We start from the raw sequence: 24,488 nt of genomic DNA, 5'->3' as shown, positions 1-24,488 counted from the left end.
CCTTTGTTGGGAGATCCTTCACTACGTTCAGGATGACGAACATCAGCCGTCATCCCGAATGCAATGAGGGATCTCCTGAAGGTGGAGCGGTGCCTGTTTCGGGAGATCCTTCACTCTATTCAGGATGACGAACATCAGCCGTCATCCCGAATGCAATGAGGGATCTCCTGAAAGTGGTGCGGTGCCTTTGTTGGGAGATCCTTCACTACGTTCAGGATGACGAAAAGCAACCGTCATCCCGAATGTAATGAGGGATCTTCTGGATGTGGCTCGGTGCCTGTTTTGGGAGATCCTTCACTCTATTCAGGATGACGAACATCAGCCGTCATCCCGAATGCAATGAGGGATCTCCTGAATGTGGAGCGGTGCCTTTATTGGGAGATCCTTCACTCTGTTCAGGATGACGAACATCAGCCGTCATCCCGAATGCAATGAGGGATCTCCTGAATGTGGAGCGGTGCCTTTATTGGGAGATCCTTCACTACGTTCAGGATGACGAACATTGAATGCAATAAGGGATCTCCTGAGGGTGGTGAGGTGCCTGTTTTAGGAGATCCTTCACTACGTTCAGGATGACGAACATTGAATGCAATGAGGGATCTCCTGAAGGTGGTGCGGTGCCTGTTTGCGGATATCCTTAATTACGTTCAGAATGACGAACATCAGCCGTCATCCCGAATGCAAAGAGGGATCTCCTGAATGTGGTGTGGTGCCTGTTTTGGGAGATCCTTCACTACGTTCAGGATGACAGAATTCCCTGGCTTATTGCAAAAGTACTGATTTTCCAGCATAAGGAAGAGCAGCTGCTTCATTAATCCGCAATAACTGATTGTATTTTGCTGTTCGATCAGTACGGCATAATGATCCGGTTTTAATTTGTCCACAACCTGTAGCTACAGCAAGATCCGCGATAAATGTATCCTCGGTTTCGCCAGAACGATGAGACATGACACAGTTATAGCCATTTTGCTGTGCTAACTTAATGGCATGCCGTGTTTCACTTAAGGTACCGATTTGATTCACTTTAATCAAAATAGAGTTTGCTACATTTTGGGCAATGCCTTCTTGTAGAATTTTCGGGTTAGTGACAAAGAGATCGTCTCCAACAAGCTGAATTTTTGTTCCCAGACGTTCAGTTAACAGTTTCCATCCAGCCCAATCTTTCTCATCAAGACCATCTTCTATACTGACAATAGGATAACTTGAAACCAGTTCAGCATAATAATCAATCAACTGAATGGAATTAAAAATCTTCTGTTCTGAAGCCATGTGATAAAGACCTTGTTCATACAATTCAGATGCAGCGACATCCAGAGAAAAAACAATATCGTCACCCAGTCGGTAACCTGCCTTTTCAATTGCTTCACTAAGCATATCCAAAGCTTGTCGATTGGATTTTATATCAGGAGCAAAACCACCTTCATCACCTACAGATGTATTTAGACCTTGTTTTTTGAGAACTGATTTAAGGATATGAAAAATTTCAGCCCCCATACGAATAGCTGTTGGAAAATCAGGAGCGCCTACAGGCATAATCATAAATTCCTGAATATCAACATTATTATCAGCATGTGCCCCACCATTTAAAATGTTCATCATGGGGACAGGCATGGACATTATTTCGCCTTGATTCAGACTGGCGTAAAGGGATTTGTTTTGGTGCATTGCGTTAGCTCTGGCACTTGCCAGCGATACAGCGAGAATCGCATTCGCGCCTAAACGTGATTTATTTTCAGTTCCATCAAGCTCACACAAGATACGATCCAGGTGTTCCTGATCATCAATTTTAACCCCATTAAGTGCTTGATTAATTTCGCTATTAACATGCGATACTGCGTTAAGTACGCCTTTACCATTATAACGATTTATATCATTATCTCTAAGCTCGCAAGCTTCTCGAGTTCCCGTGGAGGCACCAGATGGAACGCTTGCTCTTCCCATCATTCCGTTGGTTAAAATCACATCTGCTTCAACTGTAGGGTTTCCACGGGAGTCTAAAAGTTCACGCGCTTGGATTTTGGCTATTTGCATATTCATTCCTGATTGTGATTAAAATAATTAAATCGAAACGGCACCCAGGCAAAGTAAGGCATTCGCCAGAGGAACCAGTGGTAAACCCAGAATGGTGTCTTCATTCCCTCGTACTTCCTTGAATAACCATTTACCTTGAGTTTCAAATTGATAAGCACCACAGCTATGGTATGGTTTTTCACTTTGTAAATAAGCTTCGATGTTCATTTCACTGAGGTAGTGAAGAGTTATATAAGCGATATCATGATGTTGCCATAAGACTTGATTGTCCTTTGCGATACAAAGACAGGCAATTTGTTGGTGTTTCTTTCCACTTAACAAGCGCAGATGTTCAATTGCAGTTTGATGGTTAAGTGGTTTATCCAATATCTTTTTACCTATAACACACAGTTGATCCGCTGCAATGATGTAATGATCCGGGTATCTTTTACTTACTTCAAGGGCTTTATTGGTAGCAAGAGCAAAGCCTAAATCAGGCAGGTTGTCTGATTGGTGCATTTTTTTTATTGCTTCCTCATTACAATTGGAAGGAATTACTAAAAAGTCCAGCCCAAGTGACTTGAGTAATTGCTGTCGTATTGACGAACCTGATGCCAGAATCAATGGTTTCTGTTGCAAAAATCTAGACATAAATAGCTACCGATGCCATAAGTAAAAAGCCTATAATGACGAAACTGAAATCGGTAAGATTACAACATCGTTCAACCATGACGCAACGCTCCAATCCATGCAAAGTACCTAGATAGAGGAAAGTCCCGGCAGAGGCCGCTATTAATATAGGATCAAAAAGTGAGCTGGTTTCTATTCCATGCCCGAAATACCAGCCAAGATAGATTCCTAGTGGGGTCATGAAACTGAACAAAATAAAAAAGATCATGCTTGTATTGGTACTCATCGAACTTCTGTTTAATTGTACTGCAATAGCAAAACTTTCAGCCCATTTATGAGTGATAATGGCTAAAAACAACATGATAATCATAGAGTTATAATGAGCAAGTCCTAAAGCAGCCCCAAGCATAATGGAGTGAACAGAAAGCATGGCCCAGGCCAGAATGGCAAAAGCAGGGTGTTCGGAACTATGATGGTGATACAGTTCTTTTCCTAAATGTTCAAACCATAAAAAAATAAGGAATACCGCGCCTGTAATAATGAAGGCAAAGGGATAGTCATAGCCCATGCTTTTAAATAATGAGTTTGATTCAGGTAACATATGGAGCAAAGCTGCGCCTAAAAATACACCTGTTGCTAAAGTTTCACCAATTGGGAAATCAATATGTTTATCGTCTTTAATTCGCTTTCTGAATGGGTACCAGCCTGCGATGAGGATGACAATAAAAATTGAAATAGCGAAAATAATTTTTAAACTCGTAGCCGAAAACATGAAGTATTCCTACTTTAATATGAGATATATCACTGCATGTCATCCCATACAAAAAGGGATGGTACAGTTAGGGATGTTACAAAAAGAGTATAATATCCCAATTGCTGATTAATTTACCAGCACCGATTCGCTGTGATGCATCATTTCGTGCAAACTAAATAATCTGACTTCTTCAATATCTGCCTGCAGTTTTAAAGCAAGGATAATACGATTGTGTAATTCCTGCCATTGATTAAAATCTTCAGTACATGCAATGTCGATGCTGATTTTTCCATTTAAATAATGTAAATTCCAAAACAGTATCTGAGGGAAATCAATGTGCACCTCCGTCAATAACTGGTCCTGGATTACTTTTCTGCTGGGTAAATGTAATGAAGGACTACATACTTCATCGTCTTCCGGATCGACATGAACAATAACATCCTGGACGCTGTCAATTTGAGCTACTAACGCACGGTGCACATGTTGGGCGATATAATGACCTTCGGAAACTGATATTTTGGGCGAGACAAGAATATGTACATCAATTAGAACATCATTACCCATAAAACGGCTGCGTAATTGATGAATTTTTTGTACACCGTCAATGCTTTGGATGACCTGTTCGATTTGGGCTAATAATTCGGGTTCTACAGCGGTATCAACCAACTCTTTGACACTATTCCAACCATAATCCCATCCCATTTTAACAATCATTAATCCCACTATGATTGCAGCTACTGCATCCAGATAGACAAAGCCAGCCAGGCTACCGATCAGGCCGAGTAGAACTACTATGGAGGAGGCGGCATCAGAACGATGATGCCAGGCATTTGCTGTAATTAATGGTGAGTTGATGCGTTTACCAACATGTTTTGTATAATGAAACAGCAGTTCATTGGCTATGATGGAGCAACAAATTATAGGTAAAGACAGCCAGTTGGGCATGGTATGTGTTGAATTGATTAATTCATCCAGGGCATCCCAGGCAATTCCAAAACCTGCCAGTATAAGTAATTGAGCTAATAACAGAGTGGCCGCAGTTTCAATGCGTTGATGACCGTAGGGATGCGTGTCGTCAGCATCAAGGCTTCCGTATTTTGAAGCAAACAGCACCATAACATCAGTGATTAAATCTGAAAATGAATGCACTCCATCTGCTACTAATGCATGGGAATGATAGATGATACCGCCAATTAACTTAACGACACCGAGTAGAGCGTTTACTAAAGCTCCAATCAAGGTAACCTTTTTGGCCTGCCTATACCGATCGTTTTGTATCATTGTTAATTCTTCTCAGGTTAAAAGTTAAAATGACATTAGGCTCGATTTAAAAAATGAATCATAACATTATATTAATAAAAACTCAGGTACTAACCCGCGTGTTGAATGAATTTAACTTATACACTTCTTGTCATTTCGACGTGTCGTGGACAATCCACAGAACTTCGAAACTTTTTATGTATTAATAGGCATGGTTTATCAAGAGCCAATCTAATTTGTACCTATATAAAACAGTTCAATAATCAAGTTTTTAGGAAAAACCTCAAGGTCGAGGCAAGTGGAATTTTTAATTCTGTAAAAAAAAATTAATTTCAACTTAAGAGGATACTGTTTCACGAGAGCAAATTGGTAAGTTCTGATGCATGTGAAAAATTAACTGATTTTACAAGGTATTCTGAGTACTACCCACAGGGTTATCCACAGATTTTGTGGATAAAGGAGTTGTGTTGTTTTTATTAAAAAAATTGCGGAAGTCCTTATTTTATATGGATAATATAAAAATCAATAGGGGGGATTTGATTGCAATAGAAAAAGAGGAGTGCTAATTTATCCACAGGAAAGGAAGGAGGGCGTGAACCTGATAAACTCGTGTATCTTAGCAAAGAAATAATTAAAAAACAGTCTTGACTTCCATATTATTGAAACTATTTTTTATCCTTGTAAAAATTGTTCAAAATTTCCCAACCATCGCTGGGTGATTGCTCGAGCTGTTTCTGGCATGTCCACGACCAATTGTTTCGCTATTGGTGGTAAAAGTGCTAATAGTGACTTGTCTCGTTGTAAATTGGCTAATTTAAATTGTCTGTATCCGGTTTGTTTCGTCCCTAACAATTCCCCTGCGCCTCTTAATTCCAGGTCCTTTTCAGATATGATGAACCCATCATTAGTTGCACGCATTACTTTTAGGCGTTCGGCACCGTGTTGTGATAAAGGACTTTGATAAAGTAGAAGACAATGAGATTGAGCACTGCCTCTTCCTACTCGACCTCGTAATTGATGTAATTGCGATAATCCCAGTCTTTCCGCATTTTCTATGATCATTAAACTGGCGTTTGGAACGTCAACTCCAACTTCGATAACTGTAGTCGCAACCAGTAAATCAATTTCACCTGATTTAAACGCTGACATAGTCGCTTCTTTTTCCAGTGATTTCATTTGTCCATGAATTAATCCCACTCGGGCAAAGGTTAATTGTTCCTGCAGTCGTTGGGCTGTTTCTGTAGCAGCCATGCATTGTAATTTTTCTGATTCTTCGATTAAGTTGCAAACCCAATAGGCTTGTCGACCACTGGCAATTCCAGCCTGTAGTCGTTCAATTATGGCCTCTCTTTTGTCCTGACTTAATACAGCTGTAGTAACTGGTGTTCGCCCTGGGGGCAGTTCATCAATTATCGATATATCCAAATGGGCAAAATGGGTCATGGATAGCGTTCTGGGAATAGGGGTGGCGGTCATGAGCAGCTGATGCGGAATTAATTGATCCTGTTGTCCTTTTTGCTGCAATAGTAAACGTTGTTCAACTCCAAATCGGTGTTGCTCATCAATGATCACCAGACCAAGTCTGGAAAATGCTACATCCTCCTGGAACAGGGCATGAGTTCCTATAATCATTTGGCAACTATTATCGCCAAGAGCTGTTAATGCTTTTCTTCGATCAGCTGCCTTCATTTTACCGCTGAGCCGTAATACGGAACAATTTAAGGGCTGTAACCAGTGGTGCAAGGTATTATAATGTTGCTCACTTAAGAGATCTGTCGGTGCCATAAGAGCCACTTGATACCCTTTGGCTATTGCCTGAAGAGCAGCAAGGGCTGCGATCACTGTTTTACCAGAGCCCACATCACCTTGAACCAGGCGCAGCATGGGTTTGGTTTGACTTAAGTCTTGAGCTATTTCCTGAGCTACCCGAAGTTGTGCCTGGGTCAAGTCAAAAGGAAGAGAATCTAAAAATTGTGCTGTTAATTCATTTTCGATCGGTATGCACGGAGCATGCAGTTGACTACGGGATAATCTGGCGAATTGCATGCTTAATCGTTGTGCCAGTAATTCATCGAACACTAACCGTTTCAGCGCAGGATGTTCACCCATTTCCAACGCTTGTAAGGAAGTTTCTGGGGGGGGATTATGTAATAATTTAATCGCGTATCCCAGATTTGGAAAATGATGTTCCTGTAATTGAATGTCACTCATCCACTCCAATTGATGAAGTTCCTGTTCGCAGCGATTAAGCGCAATCTGTACCAATTGTCTTAGTCGGGTTTGAGTCAAACCCTGAGTAGTTGGATAAATAGGCGTTAAGGTTTCATTGACCTGACATTCGGCATCATGATCAAGCAATTGATACTCGGGATGGATCATTTCCAAATGATTATTGAATTCACGTACTTCTCCAAAGGCATGAATTTTGGCGCTGTTATTTAAAGATGCTACCTGTTGTTTGTTGAAATGAAAAAAACGAAGTTTCACTACCCCGGTTTTATCTTCAACATAGCAATTTAACATCATCCTCTTGCCGTATTTTATTTCTGTTTTGCACACTTGGCCTGAAATCACGCACCAGTCATTAGAGCGTAAATCCTGAATTGATGTTATTCTGGTTCTGTCCTGGTAGCGATAGGGTAAGTGAAAGAGCAGATCTTGCACGGTAAGAATGCCACATTTGGCGAGTTTTGTCGCAAGTGTTGGGCCTACGCCAGCTAAGGATTCACAAGAGTTGGACAGCACGGTATTATTATTCTGTTAAAAAATTAATGATAACAGGAAAATATACGCGTTGCGAATGAGTACTTATTAAAAACAGGAGTTCATCACAATGAGCCGCATTATATATTTTACGGCAGCTTTAATTTTAGTCTGGATATGTGGCTATTTATTAATCGCGGGTCGTGGATTATTGATTCCTTTAGTCATTTCAATATTTATCTGGCATTTATTGAATACTATAAACAGCGGTATGCAACGAATTCCCTTCGTAGGTTTTCGTTTTCCCAACTGGATCAGTATGATTTTGTCACTCATAGTCGTGGCTGTTATGGTTAAAATTTTAATAAATATCATCACCAATAATGTGAATGATGTGATTGCGGCAGCACCGCGTTATCAGGACAATTTAATCACGATATTTAATAACGTGGAGAAACGATTTCATATCAAGGCATTTGCTAATTTTGATAGTATTATCAAGAACTTAAGCATTCAAACCATGGTGCTTAATATTTACAGCGTGTTTACTACCTTAACGAGTTCGGCAGTATTAATTTCATTGTATGTTGTTTTTCTTTTTGTAGAGCAGCATTATTTCAGTCAAAAAATGGATGCATTTTTTCCCCAGAAAGAACATAGAAAGCTCGTAAAGAATATTGTCTCTCATATTACAAAAGACACACAAACCTACCTTGGTATCAAGACCTTATTAAGTTTTATCACGGCAACCGCCAGTTGGCTTATTATGAAATGGGTGCAACTGGATTTTGCTGAATTTTGGGCTTTGTTAATTTTCTTTTTAAATTACATACCCAATATTGGCGCAATTGTGGCTACTGCGTTTCCTGCGGCTTTGGCATTAATTCAATTTGAAAGTTGGTGGCCATTTGTAGAAGTAACTTCAGGAATTGTTACCATCCAATTCATTGTAGGTAATTTCCTTGAACCGAGATTATTGGGAAAATCACTTAATTTAAGTCCTTTGATTATTTTGTTTGCATTAGGCTTGTGGGGGGCAATATGGGGTATTCTGGGGATGTTTTTATCTGTGCCTATTACTGTCATGATGATGATCGTATTTGCTCATTTTGATTCTACAAGGCCAATAGCCATATTATTATCCCAGGATGGCTATATTAACAAGTCCTATGAGACTATTGATTAATTTAACTTTATGGATAACCTTTCCATATGGCATGAAAAAGAGCATAATAACAGTATTTTTGACGGATATATGAGTAGTATGAAACATACAGTGGAGCATCTTTTAAAACACTCTTTAACTGCCTTACAACAATCTGGAGCGATACCTTCTGATCTTGATATTGAGATCAAAGTGGATAATGCAAAAGATCCAGTTCATGGTGATTATGCCAGTAATCTTGCACTAATATTAGCGAAGCCTTGTCGTCAAGCACCCAGGAAATTAGCGGAGCTTTTGGTTCAGTCTATGCCTGAAGATCCTTCTATAGAAAAAATTGAAATAGCAGGCGCCGGGTTTATTAACTTTTTCATGCGCAGCAGCGCCCGTTCAGTGATAATTGCTGAAATACTGAAACTGGGTAAGGAATTTGGCCGAAGTAATTTAGGTAACAATCAAAAAGTGCTGGTTGAGTTTGTATCAGCCAATCCAACAGGCCCTTTGCATGTAGGTCATGGAAGAGGTGCTGCATTTGGAGCAACTCTGGGTAATGTATTAAGCGCCGCTGGATATGATGTTACCCTGGAATATTATGTTAATGATGCTGGCCGGCAAATGAATATTCTGGCTGCCAGTACCTGGTTGCGCTATCTGGAGTTAGCTGGTGAATCGGTTGTTTTTCCAACCAATGCCTATAAAGGCGACTATGTTTATGAAATAGCAAAAAAGGTCCACGCTGATCATGGTTCGGCTTATGTACAAACCTGGTTGGCAATTGCAGCTGATCTTCCCGCTGATGAACCTCAGGGTGGAGATAAAGAAGTGTATATTGACGCCGTGATTGAACGTGCGCGTTCTTTATTGGGAATACAGGGTTTTGAATTATTTCATTCCTATGCCTTGAATACTGTTTTGGATGATATAAAGGATGATTTATCAGGATTTGGTGTTCAATATAAAAGTTGGTTTTCCGAACAATCTTTGTTTGAAGATGGATCGATTGAAAAAGGAATTCAGGCTTTAAAAGAGGGCGGTCATACTTTTGAAAAAGAAGGGGCACTCTGGTTTAAAGCTACAGATTTTGGTGATGAAAAGGATAGAGTTTTAGTCCGTGCCAATGGGCAAACGACTTATTTTGCTTCCGATGTGGCCTACCATTGGAATAAATACGATAGAGGTTACGATCGTGTTATTGATATTTTCGGTGCGGATCATCATGGTTATGTAACCAGAATTCGATCGGCGGTTAAAGCCTTGGGCCATGATGAGAATGCTTTAACTGTATTATTAGTGCAATTTGCCATACTGTATCGAGGTGGGGATAGGGTGCAAATGTCTACTCGCAGCGGTTCTTTTGTGACATTAAGAGAATTACGCGACGAAGTTGGAAATGATGCAGCCCGCTTTTTTTATGTGGCGCGCAAACCCGAGCAGCATATGGATTTTGATTTGGATTTAGCCAAATCTGAGTCAACGGATAATCCTGTTTATTACATTCAATACGCACATGCTCGAATATGCAGCGTACTGAAACAATTAAACGAGCGTGGTATGAACTGGGATCGATCTTTGGGTCTTCAGCACATTAATTTATTAGACAAACCGCATGAAACTGCTTTAATTACTCTGATATGCCGATATCCTGAGATTATCGAATCATCAGCTGCATCATGTGAACCTCATCAGCTGGCGTACTATTTAAGAGAGCTGGCTAATGGATTACACAGTTATTATAATGCGGTACAGCTTTTATGCGAAGAGGAACAATTACGATGCGCGCGTCTTTGTTTGCTAGAGGCTGTGCGTCAGGTTTTAAATAATGGTCTGGATTTATTGGGCGTTTCAGCTCCAGAGAGTATGTAATGGCAAGAGATTATGGAACCAAGCGCTCCACGCAACATAGAAGAAGTGCTCCTCATCAATTATTGATAATTTTAGTTACTTTTTTATTGGGATACCTGACCGCTACTTTTTGGGATCCGCAAACTATAAGTACCTGGATGAACACCCAGGTACTTGCGAATCATGAGAAGCCGCAGGTGGCCGCTAAAGCAGAACCACAACGAGCACAGGTACCACCTAAACCCAAGTTTGAGTTTTATACTCTATTAACTAATGAGAAAGGAGCGACGCAACCAGCCGCAAACTCCAATTCAAGTGCGAATCATCCGACGACAGCTACCGTCGCAACAACTACTGCCAGGCCATCCCCTGTTACTAATGGAACTGCAGCAGTTACAACTGCCGCTAATAACTCTGTAAAACCTAAAACACCAGTAACTAATCAACCCGCCGCAGTCAAAGTTGCCGTAGGAAAACCCTTACCGCCAGCTCAAGGAGGGCGAGGTTCCTTCTTGGTTCAAGTGGCGGCATTTAAAGCCAGGCAAGATGCTGAACATATGAAAGGCTTGTTAATTCTCAAGGGATTCGATGTTAACGTTGTGCCTGTCACCAATGCCCACGGAAACTGGTTCCGAGTGGTAGTTGGTCCTTATGCAAATCGGGTTTTAGCACAAAAAGCACAAATCACTTTGGCCAAAACCGAACGACTTCGTGGTATGGTGACACCTGCTGGCGGTTAGATTATCTAGTTACTGTTACTTGGATGGTTCCCGCATTTTTTACTGCATGAGGTTTGCTGACTGCTACAGTTACTGCAGTCAGTTTAAATTCATTTTTAATTAATTCAGAGACTTGATTCGCTACGGTTTCAATCAGTTGAAATGAATTGGATTCAACGTATTGAGTGACTAATTGGCACAGCGCATCATAATCCAACGTGTTTGTCAGATTATCTTCACAACCAGTAAAATCCGATGGGATAGTAATATCGATTAGTAGTTGTTGTTTGATACGTTGTTCCCAATCATGCACACCAATCTGGGTTGCAACGTTGAGGGCTGAAATTTTTAAGTAATCCATTCGCTAGTCCAGGGATAATAAATTGGTATTGATTCTACACTAGTACTCTTTCAAAGTGAAAAAGAACGTTTGCCCACTTATCTTGTATCCATCTTTGAAAGAGTACTAACACCTTGTCTACATACAATAATAGAGACCACTGCATTGCATTCTCTATCGTGTTACCATAAGGTCAATTTTATAACGTAATTGAGAATTAATGATGTACGATATCAACCAATCCCTGTTTCTTCGTGCCCTAAGACGCCAGCCAGTTGAACGAACCCCTGTATGGATCATGCGACAGGCTGGCCGGTACTTGCCTGAATACAGGAAGACAAGGGAACAGGCTGGTGATTTTTTAAGTTTGTGTAAAAATCCAGAGTTGGCCTGTGAAGTTACCTTACAGCCTTTGCGTCGATTTCCTTTGGACGCGGCCATCTTGTTTTCCGATATATTGACGATACCGGATGCGATGGGATTGGGTTTGTATTTTGCAGAAGGAGAGGGGCCTTGTTTTTCTAATCCCTTGCGTGATCCTGCAGCTATTGAATCATTAATCGTCCCGGATATGGCTGATTCATTGAGCTATGTTATGGATGCCGCGCGTTTGATTCGTCGTGAAATGCCCGAAAATTTGCCTTTAATTGGTTTTTCAGGCAGTCCATGGACTTTGGCCTGCTATATGGTTGAGGGTGGAAGCAGCAGAGATTTTAAACGCATCCTGAAACTGGTCTATACTGAAGATAGAGCTGCTCATATGTTATTGAAAAAATTGGCTAACTCAGTGAGTCAATATTTAATAGAACAAATAAAAGCAGGGGTAAATGCGGTGATGATTTTCGATACCTGGGGCGGGATTTTAACCCCACAAAATTATCAGCATTTTTCTTTGCATTATATGCGACAGATTGTTCGGGAAGTTAAAGCCTATAGTTCCGAGATACCGATTATTCTCTTCACCAAAGGTGGGGGACAATGGTTAGAACAAATGGCAGATACAGGTTGTGATGCTTTAGGGATTGATTGGACTTGCGATTTGCAATCAGCTCGCAAGCGAGTCGGTGAGAAAGTAGCTTTACAAGGGAACCTGGATCCGACCGTTTTGTTAAGCACGGACCAGTGTATTCGCAAACAAGTGGGAGATGTGCTGGCATCTTTTGGAAATGGAACCGGACACGTTTTTAATCTTGGGCATGGTGTTACTCCTGATGTGAGTCCGGAGCAAGTAGCTGTAATGATTGAATCAGTACATGATTTGAGCCCGCAATATCACTCGAGGTAATTATGATTATTGAGAGTCAATTTAAGCCTGCCTGGTGGCTTTCTAATGCTCATGCACAAACCATCTATGCCTCCATGAGACATCCGGTACAAGCGCCTGTTGATAAAGTAGAAAAAATTGATTTGCCTGATGGAGACTTTCTGGATTTGGCCTGGAGTACGGCCAATCTGCCGGATGATTCTCCCTTGATTGTTATATTGCATGGGCTGGGTGGATGTGTGAATTCGAGTTATGTCGCTCGCTTTATGAATGCATTTAACCAACAAGGCTGGCGGGCAGTATTAATGCACTTTCGTGGTGCAGGTAAAGAAATTAACAGACTACCAAGAGCCTATCATTCGGGTGATACAGGTGATTTGGATTTTCTGATGAAAACGCTGACGATTCGAGAGCCACATACTAAAAAAGCGGTCGTGGGAGTGTCCTTAGGGGGCAATGTGTTACTTAAATGGCTGGGAGAACAGCGGATTCAATCGAAAATTCAAACTGCTGTTGCTGTATCCGTTCCATTTCAATTGAATAAAGTCGCGGATAAAATGAATATTGGCTTTTCACGCTTGTATCAAACACATTTATTAAATCAATTTAAATCCGTTTTTGCCCGAAAAGTAAATCATTTAAAAAACCCACCGGAAGTTTTGAAAAGAGCAGCTGATTGTACTTGCTTTTGGACATTTGATGACAAAGTTACCGCTCCTCTTTATGGTTTTAATAATGCCCATGCTTATTATCGACAATCCAGTTCCAGACAGTATTTACGTCATATTAGTACCCCAACTCTTGTGATTCATGCTGAGGATGATCCTTTTATGACCGTTGATGTATTACCTACTGAGGATGAGTTATCTGAAGTCGTTACATTGGAGGTAAGCAAAAAAGGGGGCCATGTCGGGTTTATTTCAGGAATGAAAATCTGGGAGCCTGTTTATTGGCTGGATCAACGTATTCCAGAGTATATTGCCAAGCAGTTTAATGTTTAGAGTAACCTGATTCTGTTAGAACATGGGTAAAGTGATTTAGCAGTGGTCAGGTAGATCTTTATATAAAACTGCAGGCTACGCGCAATGATGCGCTAAGCCTGCTGTTCTTAATCGAAGATCTGTACGAGTTAGTTATGAAATTTAAAAATGAACTTTACGCATTTCTAAATTGCCTGCTCAGTTGGATGGCCATCTCTATTGATTGTTCGTAATTTAATCGAGGATCAACGAGGCTGTGGTATGCTTTTTTAAGATCATCAGCCGCTAAACCACGAGCACCACCAATACATTCGGTAACGTTATCCCCAGTCAGCTCAAAATGGACACCACCAAGATAACTTCCCATTTTATTATGGATTTCCAAAGCCTGTTTTAATTCAGAAAGTATGTTGTCAAAATGTCTCGTCTTGGTGCCATCAGCAGTAGTTTCTGTATTACCATGCATGGGGTCACAGGACCAGGTAACGGGTATTTTCGTTTTTTGTACTGCTTCGATAAGCGGGGGCAGCAGTTTGTCGATGTGTTTGGCTCCCAAACGGGTAAAGAGTAAAATACGGCCTTCTTCACGATCGGGATTGGCTATTTGAAGTACATCAGATAACCATTCTGGAGTTGCTCCTGGACCTACCTTGATTCCAATTGGATTTTCAACGCCACGCAAAAATTCCAGATGGGCGCTATCAACCTGGGCTGTACGCATTCCAATCCAGGGTAAATGGGTTGATAGATTATACCAGCGGCCATCTTTTAATTTACGAGTTAAAGCCTGTTCATAATGTAAATGCAAGGCTTCATGTGAAGTGTAGAAATCAACTTTACTTAAATTACTGGACCGAATTCCATCGATCGATTTTAAAAAATCCAAAGCATCAGCTATTGAATTAACAATGTGTTGGTATTCATTCTTTTGGGTTGAATGCTCAACAAAGCCTAAATCCCAACGCTGAGGATGATGTAAATCAGCAAAACCTCCATCCAATAAAGCACGAATAAAATTCAGGGTCATGGCAGAACAACTGTATGCCTGCAATAATAATTTGGAATTAGGTTCTCTGGCTGATTGAGTAAATTCCGGAGAGTTGACAATATCTCCTCTATAGCTGGGTAGGGTAATCCCATCAATAGTTTCAAAATCAGAAGAGCGGGGTTTTGCATATTGACCGGCTATTCGTCCAACCCGAATAATGGGTTTGCGTAAACCGTATAATAAGATCAAACTCATCTGTAAAATAATTTTCAATTTGTTACTGATGACTTCAGAACGACAATCATTAAAGGATTCAGCGCAGTCACCGCCCTGAAGGATAAACGCTTCCCCTCGTCCTGCTCGTGCGATTTCATCTTTTAAGTTCTTGACTTCACCACTGGTAACAAGCGGAGGTAATGAGCTTAATTGTTCCACTACTTTATTTAATTGTTCTTGATCTACGTAAGTTGCCGCTTGCAAATACGAATATTGTTGCCAGGACACTGGCGACCATTCTTGCATAATAAACCCATCTGTTTTTTTTGATACCTAAGTATGGAATAAATGAACATATACTGCAAGTAAGGTAAAAAGGTAGTCTATATTTAATTCTGAAATAAGGACTTGAAAAACAAATGAATCGCCCCCATGTGTTACGGTCACGTTAGTCAGGAGCATATTGATGAGTAAACATGATAAAAAAGATTGGAATAAGTTTAAGGAAGAACACAAGAGCCATGATGAGGATTTAGGTGAGGAAGTCCCCAATGAGGAAGAGCATTCTGAGCCAGCGCTCAGTCATCCCAGTTATCTGGCATTAGAAGAGCAATTGACTCTGGCAGAACAAAAAGCTCATGAGCACTGGGAGAAATCTGTACGGACTCTGGCCGAGTTGGATAACGTACGTCGCCGTATGGAGCGTGAAGTTGCAAACGCACATAAATATGGCATGGAAAAATTGATATCTGCCTTGTTGCCTGTACTGGACAGTCTTGAGCAGGCTTTGCAGTTGGCTGATAAAAATACCGATGCGGCCATGCATGAGGGGCTGGAATTAACGATGAAACTCTTTGTTGATGTTTTACAAAAATTTGATGTGACCCCGCTTGATCCTATGGGTGAACCTTTTGATCCCCAGAAACATGAAGCGATGTCCATTCAAGAAGTTCCTGGAACTCCACCGAACTCCGTTATAGCCGTAGTTCAGAAGGGATATCAATTGAGCGAACGGGTCATTAGGCCTGCTCGAGTCATTGTTTCCAAAAAATCATCTGCTGAGTGAGATAAGTACTGTTTATAAATTTTCGCTGTTGAAAACAGATTTTTTATAAAAAAGCTTGAAATCGGCGTGTTACGCCCCATATGACAATTATTGCATTAGAAACTACTAATTTGGAGCAAAGAAGAATGGCAAAGATTATAGGTATTGACCTGGGTACTACTAACTCATGTGTTGCTGTAATGGAAGGTGATAAACCTAAAGTAATTGAAAACAGTGAAGGTCATCGAACCACGCCTTCAATTGTTGCCTTTACTGATGACAATGAAGTACTGGTTGGACAGGCTGCAAAACGTCAGTCAGTGACCAATCCGGAAAAAACCCTGTTTGCGATTAAGCGTTTGATTGGTCGTAAATTTGATGATGCTGTCGTTCAAAAAGACATTAAGATGGTTCCCTACAAAATTGTTAAAGCAGACAATGGGGATGCCTGGGTTCGTGTAAAAGATCAGGATAAAGCTCCACCACAGATTTCTGCTGAAGTATTACGTAAAATGAAAAAAACAGCTGAAGATTATCTGGGTGAAGAAGTTAAAGAAGCCGTAATCACTGTACCGGCCTATTTCAATGATTCTCAAAGACAGGCTACTAAAGATGCTGGCCGTATTGCTGGTCTTGAGGTGAAACGTATCATTAACGAACCAACAGCTGCAGCTTTAGCTTATGGTATGGACAAGAAACGTGGCGATTCCATTATTGCGGTGTATGACCTTGGTGGCGGTACGTTCGATATTTCAATTATTGAAATCGCAGAAGTAGATGGCGAACATCAATTTGAGGTATTGGCTACTAATGGTGATACATTCCTGGGCGGGGAAGATTTTGACCTGGCTCTGATTGATTATTTAGCGGCAGAATTCAAAAAAGATTCAGGAATTGATTTACATAATGATCCTTTAGCATTGCAACGTTTGAAAGAAGCAGCAGAAAAGGCCAAAATTGAATTGTCATCTGCTCAACAAACTGACGTGAATCTACCTTATATTACTGCGGATGCTTCTGGACCAAAACATTTAAACATCAAGCTGACTCGAGCCAAACTGGAATCATTAGTTGAAAAACTGGTTGAGCGAACTGTAGCACCATGTAAAACAGCATTAAAAGATGCGGGACTGACCGTGTCACAAATTAATGAAGTTATTTTGGTTGGTGGTCAAACCCGTATGCCATTAGTGCAAAAGACTGTTGAAGAGTTTTTTGGCAAAGAACCAAGAAAAGATGTGAATCCTGATGAAGCAGTAGCCGTAGGCGCAGCAATTCAGGCAGCAGTTTTATCAGGTGAAGTTAAAGATATTCTATTGCTTGACGTGACTCCTTTGTCTTTGGGTATTGAAACAATGGGCGGTATTATGACCAAGCTTATTGATAAGAATACAACCATCCCGACTAAAGCAAATCAAGTGTTTTCAACTGCAGATGACAATCAAACCGCAGTTACCGTGCATGTTCTGCAAGGTGAGCGGGAGCAGGCATCAGCAAATAAATCTCTAGGACGCTTTGATTTAGGTGATATACCTCCTGCGCCACGAGGTGTTCCACAAATTGAGGTTACTTTTGATATCGATGCCAACGGTATTCTGAATGTATCAGCTAAAGATAAAGCTACTGGAAAAGCGCAGTCTATAGTCATTAAAGCATCCAGTGGTTTGAGTGATGAAGAAGTTGAAGCAATGGTAAAAGACGCTCAGTCTCATGCTGAAGAAGATAAGAAGTTTAAAGAAATGGCCGATCTTCGCAACCAGGCAGACAGCATGATTCACAGCTGTGAAAAATCCATGAAGGATTTAGGTGCTGAATTGTCAGATGATGAGAAAAAGGGAATTGAAACAGCGATTTCTGAATTAAAAGAAGCAGTTCAAGGAACGGATAAGGCTCATATTGAAGAGAAACTCAAAGTGTTGACCGAAGCTTCTGGTAAAATGGCAGAACGTGTTTATGCTAAAAAATCAGCTGAAGGGCAGGCTGGTTCTGCGGATGCTTCACATCAACAAGAGTCTGCGAAGCCTGCTGATGAAGGAGTTGTGGACGCTGAGTTTGAAGAAGTTAAAGACGACAAGCAATAAAATAGTTTATGTGTTAATGACTATTGCCAGAATTCAATGGTTAGAGACTAATAAATAATAAACTGGGTCGGGGCGATTTATTCGTCCCGTTTGTATTTTGACAATGACTTAGAATGTGTTGACAATTCCGATTTCAACGTCCCTCGACGTTTGGATTATTTTGAAGAATTGTAAACTCTCCAATAATTCATTGTCAGTTATTTATAAAAATGTGAGCAGTTATGGAACAGCGGGATTATTATGAACTTTTAGAAGTTAGTCGAGGCGCTAGCGATGCCGAAATAAAAAAGGCCTATCGTAAACTGGCGATGAAGTATCACCCTGATCGTAATCCCGATGATGCCTCTGCGGAAGAAAAATTTAAAGAAATTCAAAAAGCGTATGCGATTCTTTCCGACCCTCAAAAACGCTCTGCTTATGATCAGTTTGGGCATGCAGGTGTAGATGCCTCTGGTGGCGGTCATGGTGGATTTGGAGGTTTTGGCGGCTTCGGTGATGTATTTGAAGATATATTTGAAAATATATTTTCGGGTGGCCGCGGACAAGGACGACAATCAAGGGGGCAGAGAGGTTCCGATCTGCAATTCAACGTACAATTGACGCTTGAAGAAGCGGCAACAGGCAAAGAAGTCGAAATTACAGTTCCTCGTCATGGCACATGTACTGTCTGTTCGGGTTCCGGAGCTAAAAAAGGCACCAGTCCCAAAACATGCGAAACCTGTAATGGTATAGGCCAGGTCAGAATTCAACAAGGATTTTTCTCCATTCAACAAACTTGCCCGAGTTGTCATGGTGAAGGAAAGACCATTTCAGATCCATGTACCAGTTGTCACGGTCAAGGTCGAATTCGTGAAAGCAAGAAATTAACGGTCAAGATTCCAGCTGGGGTTGATAATGGTGACAGAGTTCGATTGAGTGGTGAAGGGGAAGCCGGGATACATGGTGGTGGCCCTGGAGATTTGTATGTTCAAATAAATGTAAAAACTCATTCGATTTTTGAGCGGCATGAAAATGATTTACATTGTGAAGTGCCTATTAGTTTTATTACTGCTGCATTAGGTGGTTCAATAGAAGTACCTACTCTTGAAGGCAGAGTAACTCTGAAAATTCCAGAAGAAACACAAACAGGTAAAGTGTTCCGCTTGAGAGGCAAGGGAATGAAGTCGGTTCGTGGGCATGGTCAAGGTGATTTGCTGTGTAAAGTTGTTGTAGAAACACCAGTGAATTTATCACGAGAACAAAAAGAACTATTGACCAAACTTCAAGAGTCTTTGGAAAGTGCCAAATCGAATCATTCACCACGTTCCAGTTCCTGGTTCGCAGGTGTGAAAAAATTTTTTGAAGACATGAAATTTTGAATCAAGTGAGTTACAATTGCAGGATTTATCAAAATGTGCATGGATTGCACTACATAATTTGTCCTATATGAAGCAAGGATTGACTTATATTGAACTTAAAAGAGCATATACATGATTAAGAAACCAGCAATTCTAGTGTTAGCTGATGGCACAATTTACGAAGGAGTATCAGTAGGCGCTGATGGAGATTGTGTTGGAGAGTTGGTTTTTAATACCTCTATGACGGGTTATCAGGAAATGCTTACGGATCCTTCTTACGCCAGACAAATTATTACTTTAACAGCAGCGCATGTAGGTAATACGGGATGTAATGACGAGGATCTGGAATCGAACAGAATCTGGGCTGCTGGTTTAGTCATGCGTGACTGCGCTATCCTACACAGTAATTATCGAGCTCAGCAATCACTTCCTGACTGGCTTAAAAAAAATGGCGTTGTCGCTATTTCTGGCATTGACACCCGTGATTTAACCTTAAGATTACGTGAGCATGGAGCAATTGGCTCATGCATCACAACAGCTGTAGAAGATCCTGAAGCCGCTCTTGCCAAAGCCAAAGCATTTTCAGGGTTGGAAGGACTGGATTTAGCTCAGGAAGTTTCAAGACAAACCATTGAGCGATGGCATGAAGGCCTGGGACATTGGGGAGCAGGCTCGCAGCCGAATCAGTTTCATGTGGTGGCTTATGATTTTGGCGTAAAAAATAATATTTTACGTATTTTACATGATAAGGGGTGTCATTTAACGGTAGTTCCAGCCAAAACATCTGCTGAAGAAATTTTAGCCATGAATCCTGATGGTATTTTTCTCTCTAATGGTCCTGGTGATCCAGGGGCTTGTGACTATGCAATTAAAGCGACCAAAGAGTTTTTGGAAAGCAATATTCCTGTATTCGGAATTTGCCTGGGATTCCAGATATTGGCTTTGGCCTGTGGTGGAACAACTCAAAAAATGAAATTTGGTCATCACGGTGCTAATCATCCGGTCGTTGCTACTCAAGGTGACAGGAAAGTATACATTACCAGTCAAAATCATGGTTTTGCCGTTGATGAAGATAGCCTCCCTGACTGTTTGGAAGTAACTCATCGCTCTTTATTTGACCATACTTTGCAGGGCATCAGACATAAGAGTAAGCCTGCTTTTGGTTTTCAAGGCCATCCGGAAGCCAGTCCAGGACCACATGATATCGAAATAGTATTCAATGAGTTTATAAAATTAATGAAGGAAAATCAGGTCAATCGTTAGGATAGCCTGAGTACTTGAAAAGTACGTCTTAATATAGAGGATTTGCAATGAATGAATGTTATGTTTTTACCTCCGAATCTGTATCTGAGGGGCATCCAGATAAAATAGCCGATCAGATTTCGGATGCAATTTTAGATGCTATATTAATGCAGGATCCTACCGCACGTGTTGCCTGTGAGGTTTTTGTTAAAACTGGAATGGTATTGGTTGGCGGTGAAATAACCACTAAGGCCTGGGTTGATGTTGATGAAATTACCCGTAATGTAATCAAAGATATAGGTTATAACAGTTCACAAATGGGCTTTGATTGGGAATCGTGTGCGGTACTTTCTGCCATTGGTAAACAATCACCGGATATAGCTCAGGGGGTAGATAATAAAACTACTAAAATCATGGGTGCTGGAGACCAGGGACTCATGTTTGGATATGCCAGTCGTGAAACCGATGTTTATATGCCCGCACCGATAGCCTATGCACACCGTTTGATGGAAAAGCAGGCCAGTTTACGTAAATCAGGTAAATTATCCTGGTTAAGGCCTGATGCCAAGAGTCAATTAACTTTAAAATATGAACATGGCGTGCCTGTAGAGGTAGATACTGTGGTTCTTTCTACTCAGCATTCTCCTGATATCAGCCACAGTGATCTCACTGAAGCAGTCCGCGAGGAACTAATTAAAACGGTTATTCCTGCTGAGTGGTTAACGAATAAAACACGATATTTTATTAATCCAACCGGAAGATTCGTTATTGGTGGTCCTCTGGGCGACTGTGGATTAACCGGCCGAAAAATTATTGTAGATACTTATGGTGGTATGGCCCGACATGGTGGCGGTTGTTTTTCTGGCAAGGATCCATCAAAAGTAGATCGTTCTGCAGCATATGCAGCACGTCATGTCGCAAAAAATATTGTTGCTGCCGGGCTTGCTGATAAATGTGAGATTCAGGTTTCTTATGCAATAGGTATTGCTGAACCCACGTCAATTTCGGTTGAAACTTTTGGAACTGGCCGGCTAAAAAATAGTGAAATCATAGACTTAATCCACACTCATTTTGATTTAACACCGCAGGGAATTATCGACCATCACGATTTACTTCGACCGATATATCAAAAAACAGCAACTTATGGCCATTATGGAAGAGAACAATTTCCTTGGGAACGTTTAGATAAAGTTGAAGAACTGAAAAAAGCATTATAATTAAGGAAAATCATATGAACTCAGTAACGGAAGCAGCAGTAAAAGTTAATAAAACCCATGATTTTAAAGTAGCGGATATGTCTCTTGCTGCATGGGGACGCAAGGAAATAGCCATAGCAGAGACCGAAATGCCAGGTCTGATGGCGTTGCGTAAAGAGTTTGGACCTTCTCGCCCTTTAAAAGGAGCTCGAATAGCGGGTTGTTTGCATATGACAATCCAAACAGCTGTTCTGATTGAAACGCTTATTGCTTTAGGTGCTGAAGTTCGATGGTCTTCCTGTAATATTTTTTCCACTCAGGATCATGCTGCATCGGCTATTGCTGATGCAGGTATTCCTGTATTTGCCTGGAAAGGTGAATCAGAGGAAGAATACTGGTGGTGTGTTGAACAGACACTAACTGGCCCAAATGGATGGACTCCCAATTTATTGTTGGATGATGGGGGTGACTTGACACAGATTATTCATCAAAAATACCCACATCTTTTGGCGGAACTTAAAGGAGTTTCTGAGGAAACAACTACCGGGGTCGCCAGATTGTATGAAATGGCAAAACAAGGTGAGTTAAAGATTCCAGCAATTAATGTGAATGATGCAGTTACCAAATCCAAATTCGATAATCTTTATGGGTGTCGGGAGTCTTTATTGGATGGCTTAAAACGAGCTACTGATGTCATGATTGCAGGTAAAGTGGCATTGATTTTGGGTTATGGTGATGTTGGAAAGGGCTGTGCACAGGCATTGCGGGGTCAAGGAGCTTCTGTTCTTATTGCAGAAATTGATCCTATTTGTGCTTTGCAGGCAGCGATGGAAGGTTATCGCGTCGTAACTCTTGATGATGTAGCGGAACAGGTTGATATCGTGGTTACTGCAACAGGTAATTATCATGTGGTGACTCATGATCATATGAGGCGCATGAGAAATCAGGCTATATTATGTAACATTGGACATTTTGACTCTGAAATAGATATTCACAGTCTAAAACAATATCAATGGGAAAACATTAAACCTCAAGTGGATCACGTTATATTTCCGGATGGCAAACGCCTTATTATTTTAGCTGAAGGTCGTCTGGTCAATTTAGGCTGTGCGACTGGACACCCCAGTTTTGTGATGTCAGCATCTTTTACCAATCAGGTTTTGGCTCAAATTGAATTGTTTATAAATTCCAAACAATATCAAAATCAGGTTTATGTACTTCCCAAATTATTAGATGAAAAAGTTGCTCGATTGCATTTGGGACGAATTGGCGCCAAATTAACTGAATTAACCACTGAACAGGCAAAATATATAGGGGTTAACAAGAATGGCCCTTATAAACCGGAACTATATCGGTATTAAGCAATCATCATTATCTTGCTACAGTAGCGTCATCAGGAGCTTTTTTGTTAAAAAGCTCCTCTTTAAAACATTGGATCTTTGAGGGATAAAGAAGGTCATGTCGGGATTGAAGAGCACGAGTCAATAGCTATAATATTGTGTACTAAATATCAGAAAGGGATACCACTTTGTGGATCGGGTTATTGCAGCAAATTATCTTGTTAATTTAGAAAAATGCCTTGAACAATTCGGGGTATTTCAATTTTTATCTAAAATAGGCATTGATTCGGTCAGGGTTCATGATCCTTTAGCTTATTTATCCATGGCTGAGTTTAAACAAGTTATTACATCGGCATATAGTCTGAGTAATTGTCCCTATCTGGGATTAGTGTTTGGTCAAAGTTTATCAATAGTCAATCATGGTTTTCTTGGGTATGCAGCCATGAGCAGTCCAACATTAGGTACTGCGATTCAGACTACTCTCAGTTATCTCAATACTCGAACCAGTCTATTGAGTCTGGAATTGCATCAGGCTGCCAATCAAAAAAGAGCATACATACAAATTATCTCGTTAACAGAGGATCAAGTCATCTCTCGTTTTATGACGGAATTGGCAATTATTCATTTCATGAAAATGAGGTCATTTTTAATTAACAGTTCCATCCCTTGTCCCCGGATAGATGTTAATTATTCAAAGCCGGATTATGCTGATTTTTATGAACAGGTGTTTCAGACAGAAGTGGTTTTTGAGGCTCAATGCAGTCGAGTTTGGATTGAAGCGGAGGAGCTGTATGCTCCTATTAATTTTGCTGATGATGTCAGTTATCAGTTAGCAAAAAATCAGTTGCAGGAAATTGCAAAAAATTTGACATCGAAGGAAGATTTAATCAGTAAAATAAAGACAATTGTACTGCATCATAGTTTAAATCATCTCAGCATGGAGGAAATTGCTAGTAAATTATGCATGACTTCGCGTACTTTAAGACGCCATTTACAAAAATTACAGGTAACCTATCAAGAACTGTTAGATGAGGTACGTGAACAAAAGGCTAAAACGTTTTTGTTAAATAATGGTATTTCGATAACTGAAGTTAGTTTTCTTCTGGGTTTTAATGATACTTCCAGTTTTACAAAGGCATTCAAACGATGGACAGGTTTGACACCTTCTGAATATAAAGACCAACATGGCATCAGTTGAACACGGATGTTGTAATTAATAAAGTCCTATTAAATCCCTGAATTTCGTCATTCTGAACGCAGTGAAGGATCACCAAATACAGGCACAATACCACATTCAGGAGATCCCTCGTTACACTCGGGATGACGGTGTTTTATTCGTCATTCTGAATGCATACGCCATGCTTAATGCATACGTCATT

Annotated in this window: 19 protein-coding genes; 12 read left to right on the top strand and 7 right to left on the bottom strand. The window is 40.6% G+C overall.

Translation table 11 applies throughout. From position 1 onward, the window contains the following. Positions 1 to 762 precede the first annotated feature (762 nt). The 5 genes from eno to recG form a co-directional block, all read right to left on the bottom strand. Positions 763 to 2,037, bottom strand: a complete 1,275-nt coding sequence (eno, locus tag Lqua_RS15660) for a phosphopyruvate hydratase (RefSeq protein WP_238585599.1) — start codon at positions 2,035 to 2,037, stop codon at positions 763 to 765. Positions 2,038 to 2,058: 21 nt separating this feature from the next. Then, complete coding sequence (locus Lqua_RS15655) at positions 2,059 to 2,661, bottom strand: Maf family protein (RefSeq protein WP_058475223.1); 603 nt, start codon at positions 2,659 to 2,661, stop codon at positions 2,059 to 2,061. Beyond that, positions 2,654 to 3,412, bottom strand: a complete 759-nt coding sequence (locus Lqua_RS15650) for a ZIP family metal transporter (protein WP_058475222.1) — start codon at positions 3,410 to 3,412, stop codon at positions 2,654 to 2,656. Before Lqua_RS15650 ends, Lqua_RS15655 begins: the two co-directional genes overlap by 8 nt. 108 nt (positions 3,413 to 3,520) lie before the next feature. Beyond that, positions 3,521 to 4,675 carry a cation diffusion facilitator family transporter gene (locus tag Lqua_RS15645; protein WP_058475221.1) on the bottom strand — a complete coding sequence of 385 codons (1,155 nt, stop codon included), beginning with the start codon at positions 4,673 to 4,675 and terminating at the stop codon, positions 3,521 to 3,523. 651 nt (positions 4,676 to 5,326) lie between these two features. Next, positions 5,327 to 7,399 carry an ATP-dependent DNA helicase RecG gene (recG, locus tag Lqua_RS15640; protein WP_058475220.1) on the bottom strand — a complete coding sequence of 691 codons (2,073 nt, stop codon included), beginning with the start codon at positions 7,397 to 7,399 and terminating at the stop codon, positions 5,327 to 5,329. Positions 7,400 to 7,487: 88 nt separating this feature from the next. On the opposite strand from recG, the gene Lqua_RS15635 reads away from it, so the two are divergent. The 3 genes from Lqua_RS15635 to Lqua_RS15625 all read left to right on the top strand — a co-directional run bounded on the left by Lqua_RS15635 (position 7,488) and on the right by Lqua_RS15625 (position 11,101). Then, positions 7,488 to 8,543: an AI-2E family transporter gene (locus Lqua_RS15635; protein WP_058475219.1), complete on the top strand. Its 1,056-nt coding sequence runs from the start codon at positions 7,488 to 7,490 to the stop codon at positions 8,541 to 8,543. Positions 8,544 to 8,621: 78 nt separating this feature from the next. After that, entirely contained in the window at positions 8,622 to 10,382 is a 1,761-nt protein-coding gene (argS, locus tag Lqua_RS15630; protein WP_058475228.1) for an arginine--tRNA ligase, read from the top strand. After that, positions 10,382 to 11,101 (top strand): SPOR domain-containing protein, encoded by a 720-nt coding sequence (locus Lqua_RS15625; RefSeq protein ID WP_058475218.1) that lies wholly within the window; start codon positions 10,382 to 10,384, stop codon positions 11,099 to 11,101. The genes argS and Lqua_RS15625 overlap by 1 nt, the downstream gene beginning before the upstream one ends. 1 nt (position 11,102) lies before the next feature. Here the strand turns inward: Lqua_RS15625 and folB are convergent, their stop codons facing one another. Further along, positions 11,103 to 11,441 (bottom strand): dihydroneopterin aldolase, encoded by a 339-nt coding sequence (gene folB / locus Lqua_RS15620; protein WP_058475217.1) that lies wholly within the window; start codon positions 11,439 to 11,441, stop codon positions 11,103 to 11,105. Positions 11,442 to 11,643: 202 nt separating this feature from the next. Between folB and hemE the strand changes: the two genes are divergently transcribed. Together hemE and Lqua_RS15610 are read left to right on the top strand one after the other, a co-directional pair. Beyond that, on the top strand, positions 11,644 to 12,705 hold the full coding sequence (hemE, locus tag Lqua_RS15615) for a uroporphyrinogen decarboxylase (protein ID WP_058475227.1): 1,062 nt from the start codon (positions 11,644 to 11,646) through the stop codon (positions 12,703 to 12,705). A 2-nt stretch (positions 12,706 to 12,707) separates the two neighbouring features. Next, positions 12,708 to 13,685 (top strand): hydrolase, encoded by a 978-nt coding sequence (locus Lqua_RS15610; RefSeq protein WP_058475216.1) that lies wholly within the window; start codon positions 12,708 to 12,710, stop codon positions 13,683 to 13,685. Between the two features lie 154 nt (positions 13,686 to 13,839). On the opposite strand, the gene Lqua_RS15605 is transcribed toward Lqua_RS15610, so the two are convergent. Further along, complete coding sequence (locus Lqua_RS15605) at positions 13,840 to 15,174, bottom strand: 3-deoxy-7-phosphoheptulonate synthase class II (RefSeq protein WP_058475215.1); 1,335 nt, start codon at positions 15,172 to 15,174, stop codon at positions 13,840 to 13,842. A 160-nt stretch (positions 15,175 to 15,334) separates the two neighbouring features. On the opposite strand from Lqua_RS15605, the gene grpE reads away from it, so the two are divergent. From grpE to Lqua_RS15570, 7 genes are all read left to right on the top strand, one after another. Beyond that, positions 15,335 to 15,934: a nucleotide exchange factor GrpE gene (grpE, locus tag Lqua_RS15600; protein ID WP_058475214.1), complete on the top strand. Its 600-nt coding sequence runs from the start codon at positions 15,335 to 15,337 to the stop codon at positions 15,932 to 15,934. 125 nt (positions 15,935 to 16,059) lie between these two features. Further along, the gene (gene dnaK / locus Lqua_RS15595; RefSeq protein ID WP_058475213.1) at positions 16,060 to 17,994 is read left to right on the top strand and encodes a molecular chaperone DnaK; all 1,935 of its coding nucleotides are present in this window, start codon (positions 16,060 to 16,062) and stop codon (positions 17,992 to 17,994) included. A 221-nt stretch (positions 17,995 to 18,215) separates the two neighbouring features. Next, positions 18,216 to 19,352 (top strand): molecular chaperone DnaJ, encoded by a 1,137-nt coding sequence (gene dnaJ / locus Lqua_RS15590; RefSeq protein WP_058475212.1) that lies wholly within the window; start codon positions 18,216 to 18,218, stop codon positions 19,350 to 19,352. 111 nt (positions 19,353 to 19,463) lie between these two features. Next, positions 19,464 to 20,594 (top strand): glutamine-hydrolyzing carbamoyl-phosphate synthase small subunit, encoded by a 1,131-nt coding sequence (gene carA, locus Lqua_RS15585; RefSeq protein WP_058475211.1) that lies wholly within the window; start codon positions 19,464 to 19,466, stop codon positions 20,592 to 20,594. A gap of 47 nt (positions 20,595 to 20,641) precedes the next feature. Continuing rightward, positions 20,642 to 21,790, top strand: a complete 1,149-nt coding sequence (gene metK / locus Lqua_RS15580; protein WP_058475210.1) for a methionine adenosyltransferase — start codon at positions 20,642 to 20,644, stop codon at positions 21,788 to 21,790. 14 nt (positions 21,791 to 21,804) lie between these two features. Beyond that, positions 21,805 to 23,130 carry an adenosylhomocysteinase gene (ahcY, locus tag Lqua_RS15575; protein WP_058475209.1) on the top strand — a complete coding sequence of 442 codons (1,326 nt, stop codon included), beginning with the start codon at positions 21,805 to 21,807 and terminating at the stop codon, positions 23,128 to 23,130. Positions 23,131 to 23,299: 169 nt separating this feature from the next. Then, positions 23,300 to 24,307, top strand: a complete 1,008-nt coding sequence (locus Lqua_RS15570; RefSeq protein ID WP_058475208.1) for an AraC family transcriptional regulator — start codon at positions 23,300 to 23,302, stop codon at positions 24,305 to 24,307. Positions 24,308 to 24,488: the final 181 nt, after the last annotated feature.

This window comes from Legionella quateirensis, from assembly GCF_001467955.1.
GTDB classification, from domain to species: domain Bacteria; phylum Pseudomonadota; class Gammaproteobacteria; order Legionellales; family Legionellaceae; genus Legionella; species Legionella quateirensis.
Note: the sequence above shows the minus strand (reverse complement) of the source record. Positions and strands in the feature narration are given on the sequence as shown.

Bases quoted from the DNA above. Each gene is read 5' to 3' on its own strand.
- eno (WP_238585599.1), bottom strand. From the start codon at position 2,037: ATGAATATGCAAATAGCCAAAATCCAAGCGCGTGAACTTTTAGACTCC.
- Lqua_RS15655 (WP_058475223.1), bottom strand. From the start codon at position 2,661: ATGTCTAGATTTTTGCAACAGAAACCATTGATTCTGGCATCAGGTTCG.
- Lqua_RS15650 (WP_058475222.1), bottom strand. From the start codon at position 3,412: ATGTTTTCGGCTACGAGTTTAAAAATTATTTTCGCTATTTCAATTTTT.
- Lqua_RS15645 (WP_058475221.1), bottom strand. From the start codon at position 4,675: ATGATACAAAACGATCGGTATAGGCAGGCCAAAAAGGTTACCTTGATT.
- Lqua_RS15635 (WP_058475219.1), top strand. From the start codon at position 7,488: ATGAGCCGCATTATATATTTTACGGCAGCTTTAATTTTAGTCTGGATA.
- argS (WP_058475228.1), top strand. From the start codon at position 8,622: ATGAAACATACAGTGGAGCATCTTTTAAAACACTCTTTAACTGCCTTA.
- Lqua_RS15625 (WP_058475218.1), top strand. From the start codon at position 10,382: ATGGCAAGAGATTATGGAACCAAGCGCTCCACGCAACATAGAAGAAGT.
- folB (WP_058475217.1), bottom strand. From the start codon at position 11,441: ATGGATTACTTAAAAATTTCAGCCCTCAACGTTGCAACCCAGATTGGT.
- hemE (WP_058475227.1), top strand. From the start codon at position 11,644: ATGTACGATATCAACCAATCCCTGTTTCTTCGTGCCCTAAGACGCCAG.
- Lqua_RS15610 (WP_058475216.1), top strand. From the start codon at position 12,708: ATGATTATTGAGAGTCAATTTAAGCCTGCCTGGTGGCTTTCTAATGCT.
- Lqua_RS15605 (WP_058475215.1), bottom strand. From the start codon at position 15,174: ATGCAAGAATGGTCGCCAGTGTCCTGGCAACAATATTCGTATTTGCAA.
- grpE (WP_058475214.1), top strand. From the start codon at position 15,335: ATGAGTAAACATGATAAAAAAGATTGGAATAAGTTTAAGGAAGAACAC.
- dnaK (WP_058475213.1), top strand. From the start codon at position 16,060: ATGGCAAAGATTATAGGTATTGACCTGGGTACTACTAACTCATGTGTT.
- dnaJ (WP_058475212.1), top strand. From the start codon at position 18,216: ATGGAACAGCGGGATTATTATGAACTTTTAGAAGTTAGTCGAGGCGCT.
- carA (WP_058475211.1), top strand. From the start codon at position 19,464: ATGATTAAGAAACCAGCAATTCTAGTGTTAGCTGATGGCACAATTTAC.
- metK (WP_058475210.1), top strand. From the start codon at position 20,642: ATGAATGAATGTTATGTTTTTACCTCCGAATCTGTATCTGAGGGGCAT.
- ahcY (WP_058475209.1), top strand. From the start codon at position 21,805: ATGAACTCAGTAACGGAAGCAGCAGTAAAAGTTAATAAAACCCATGAT.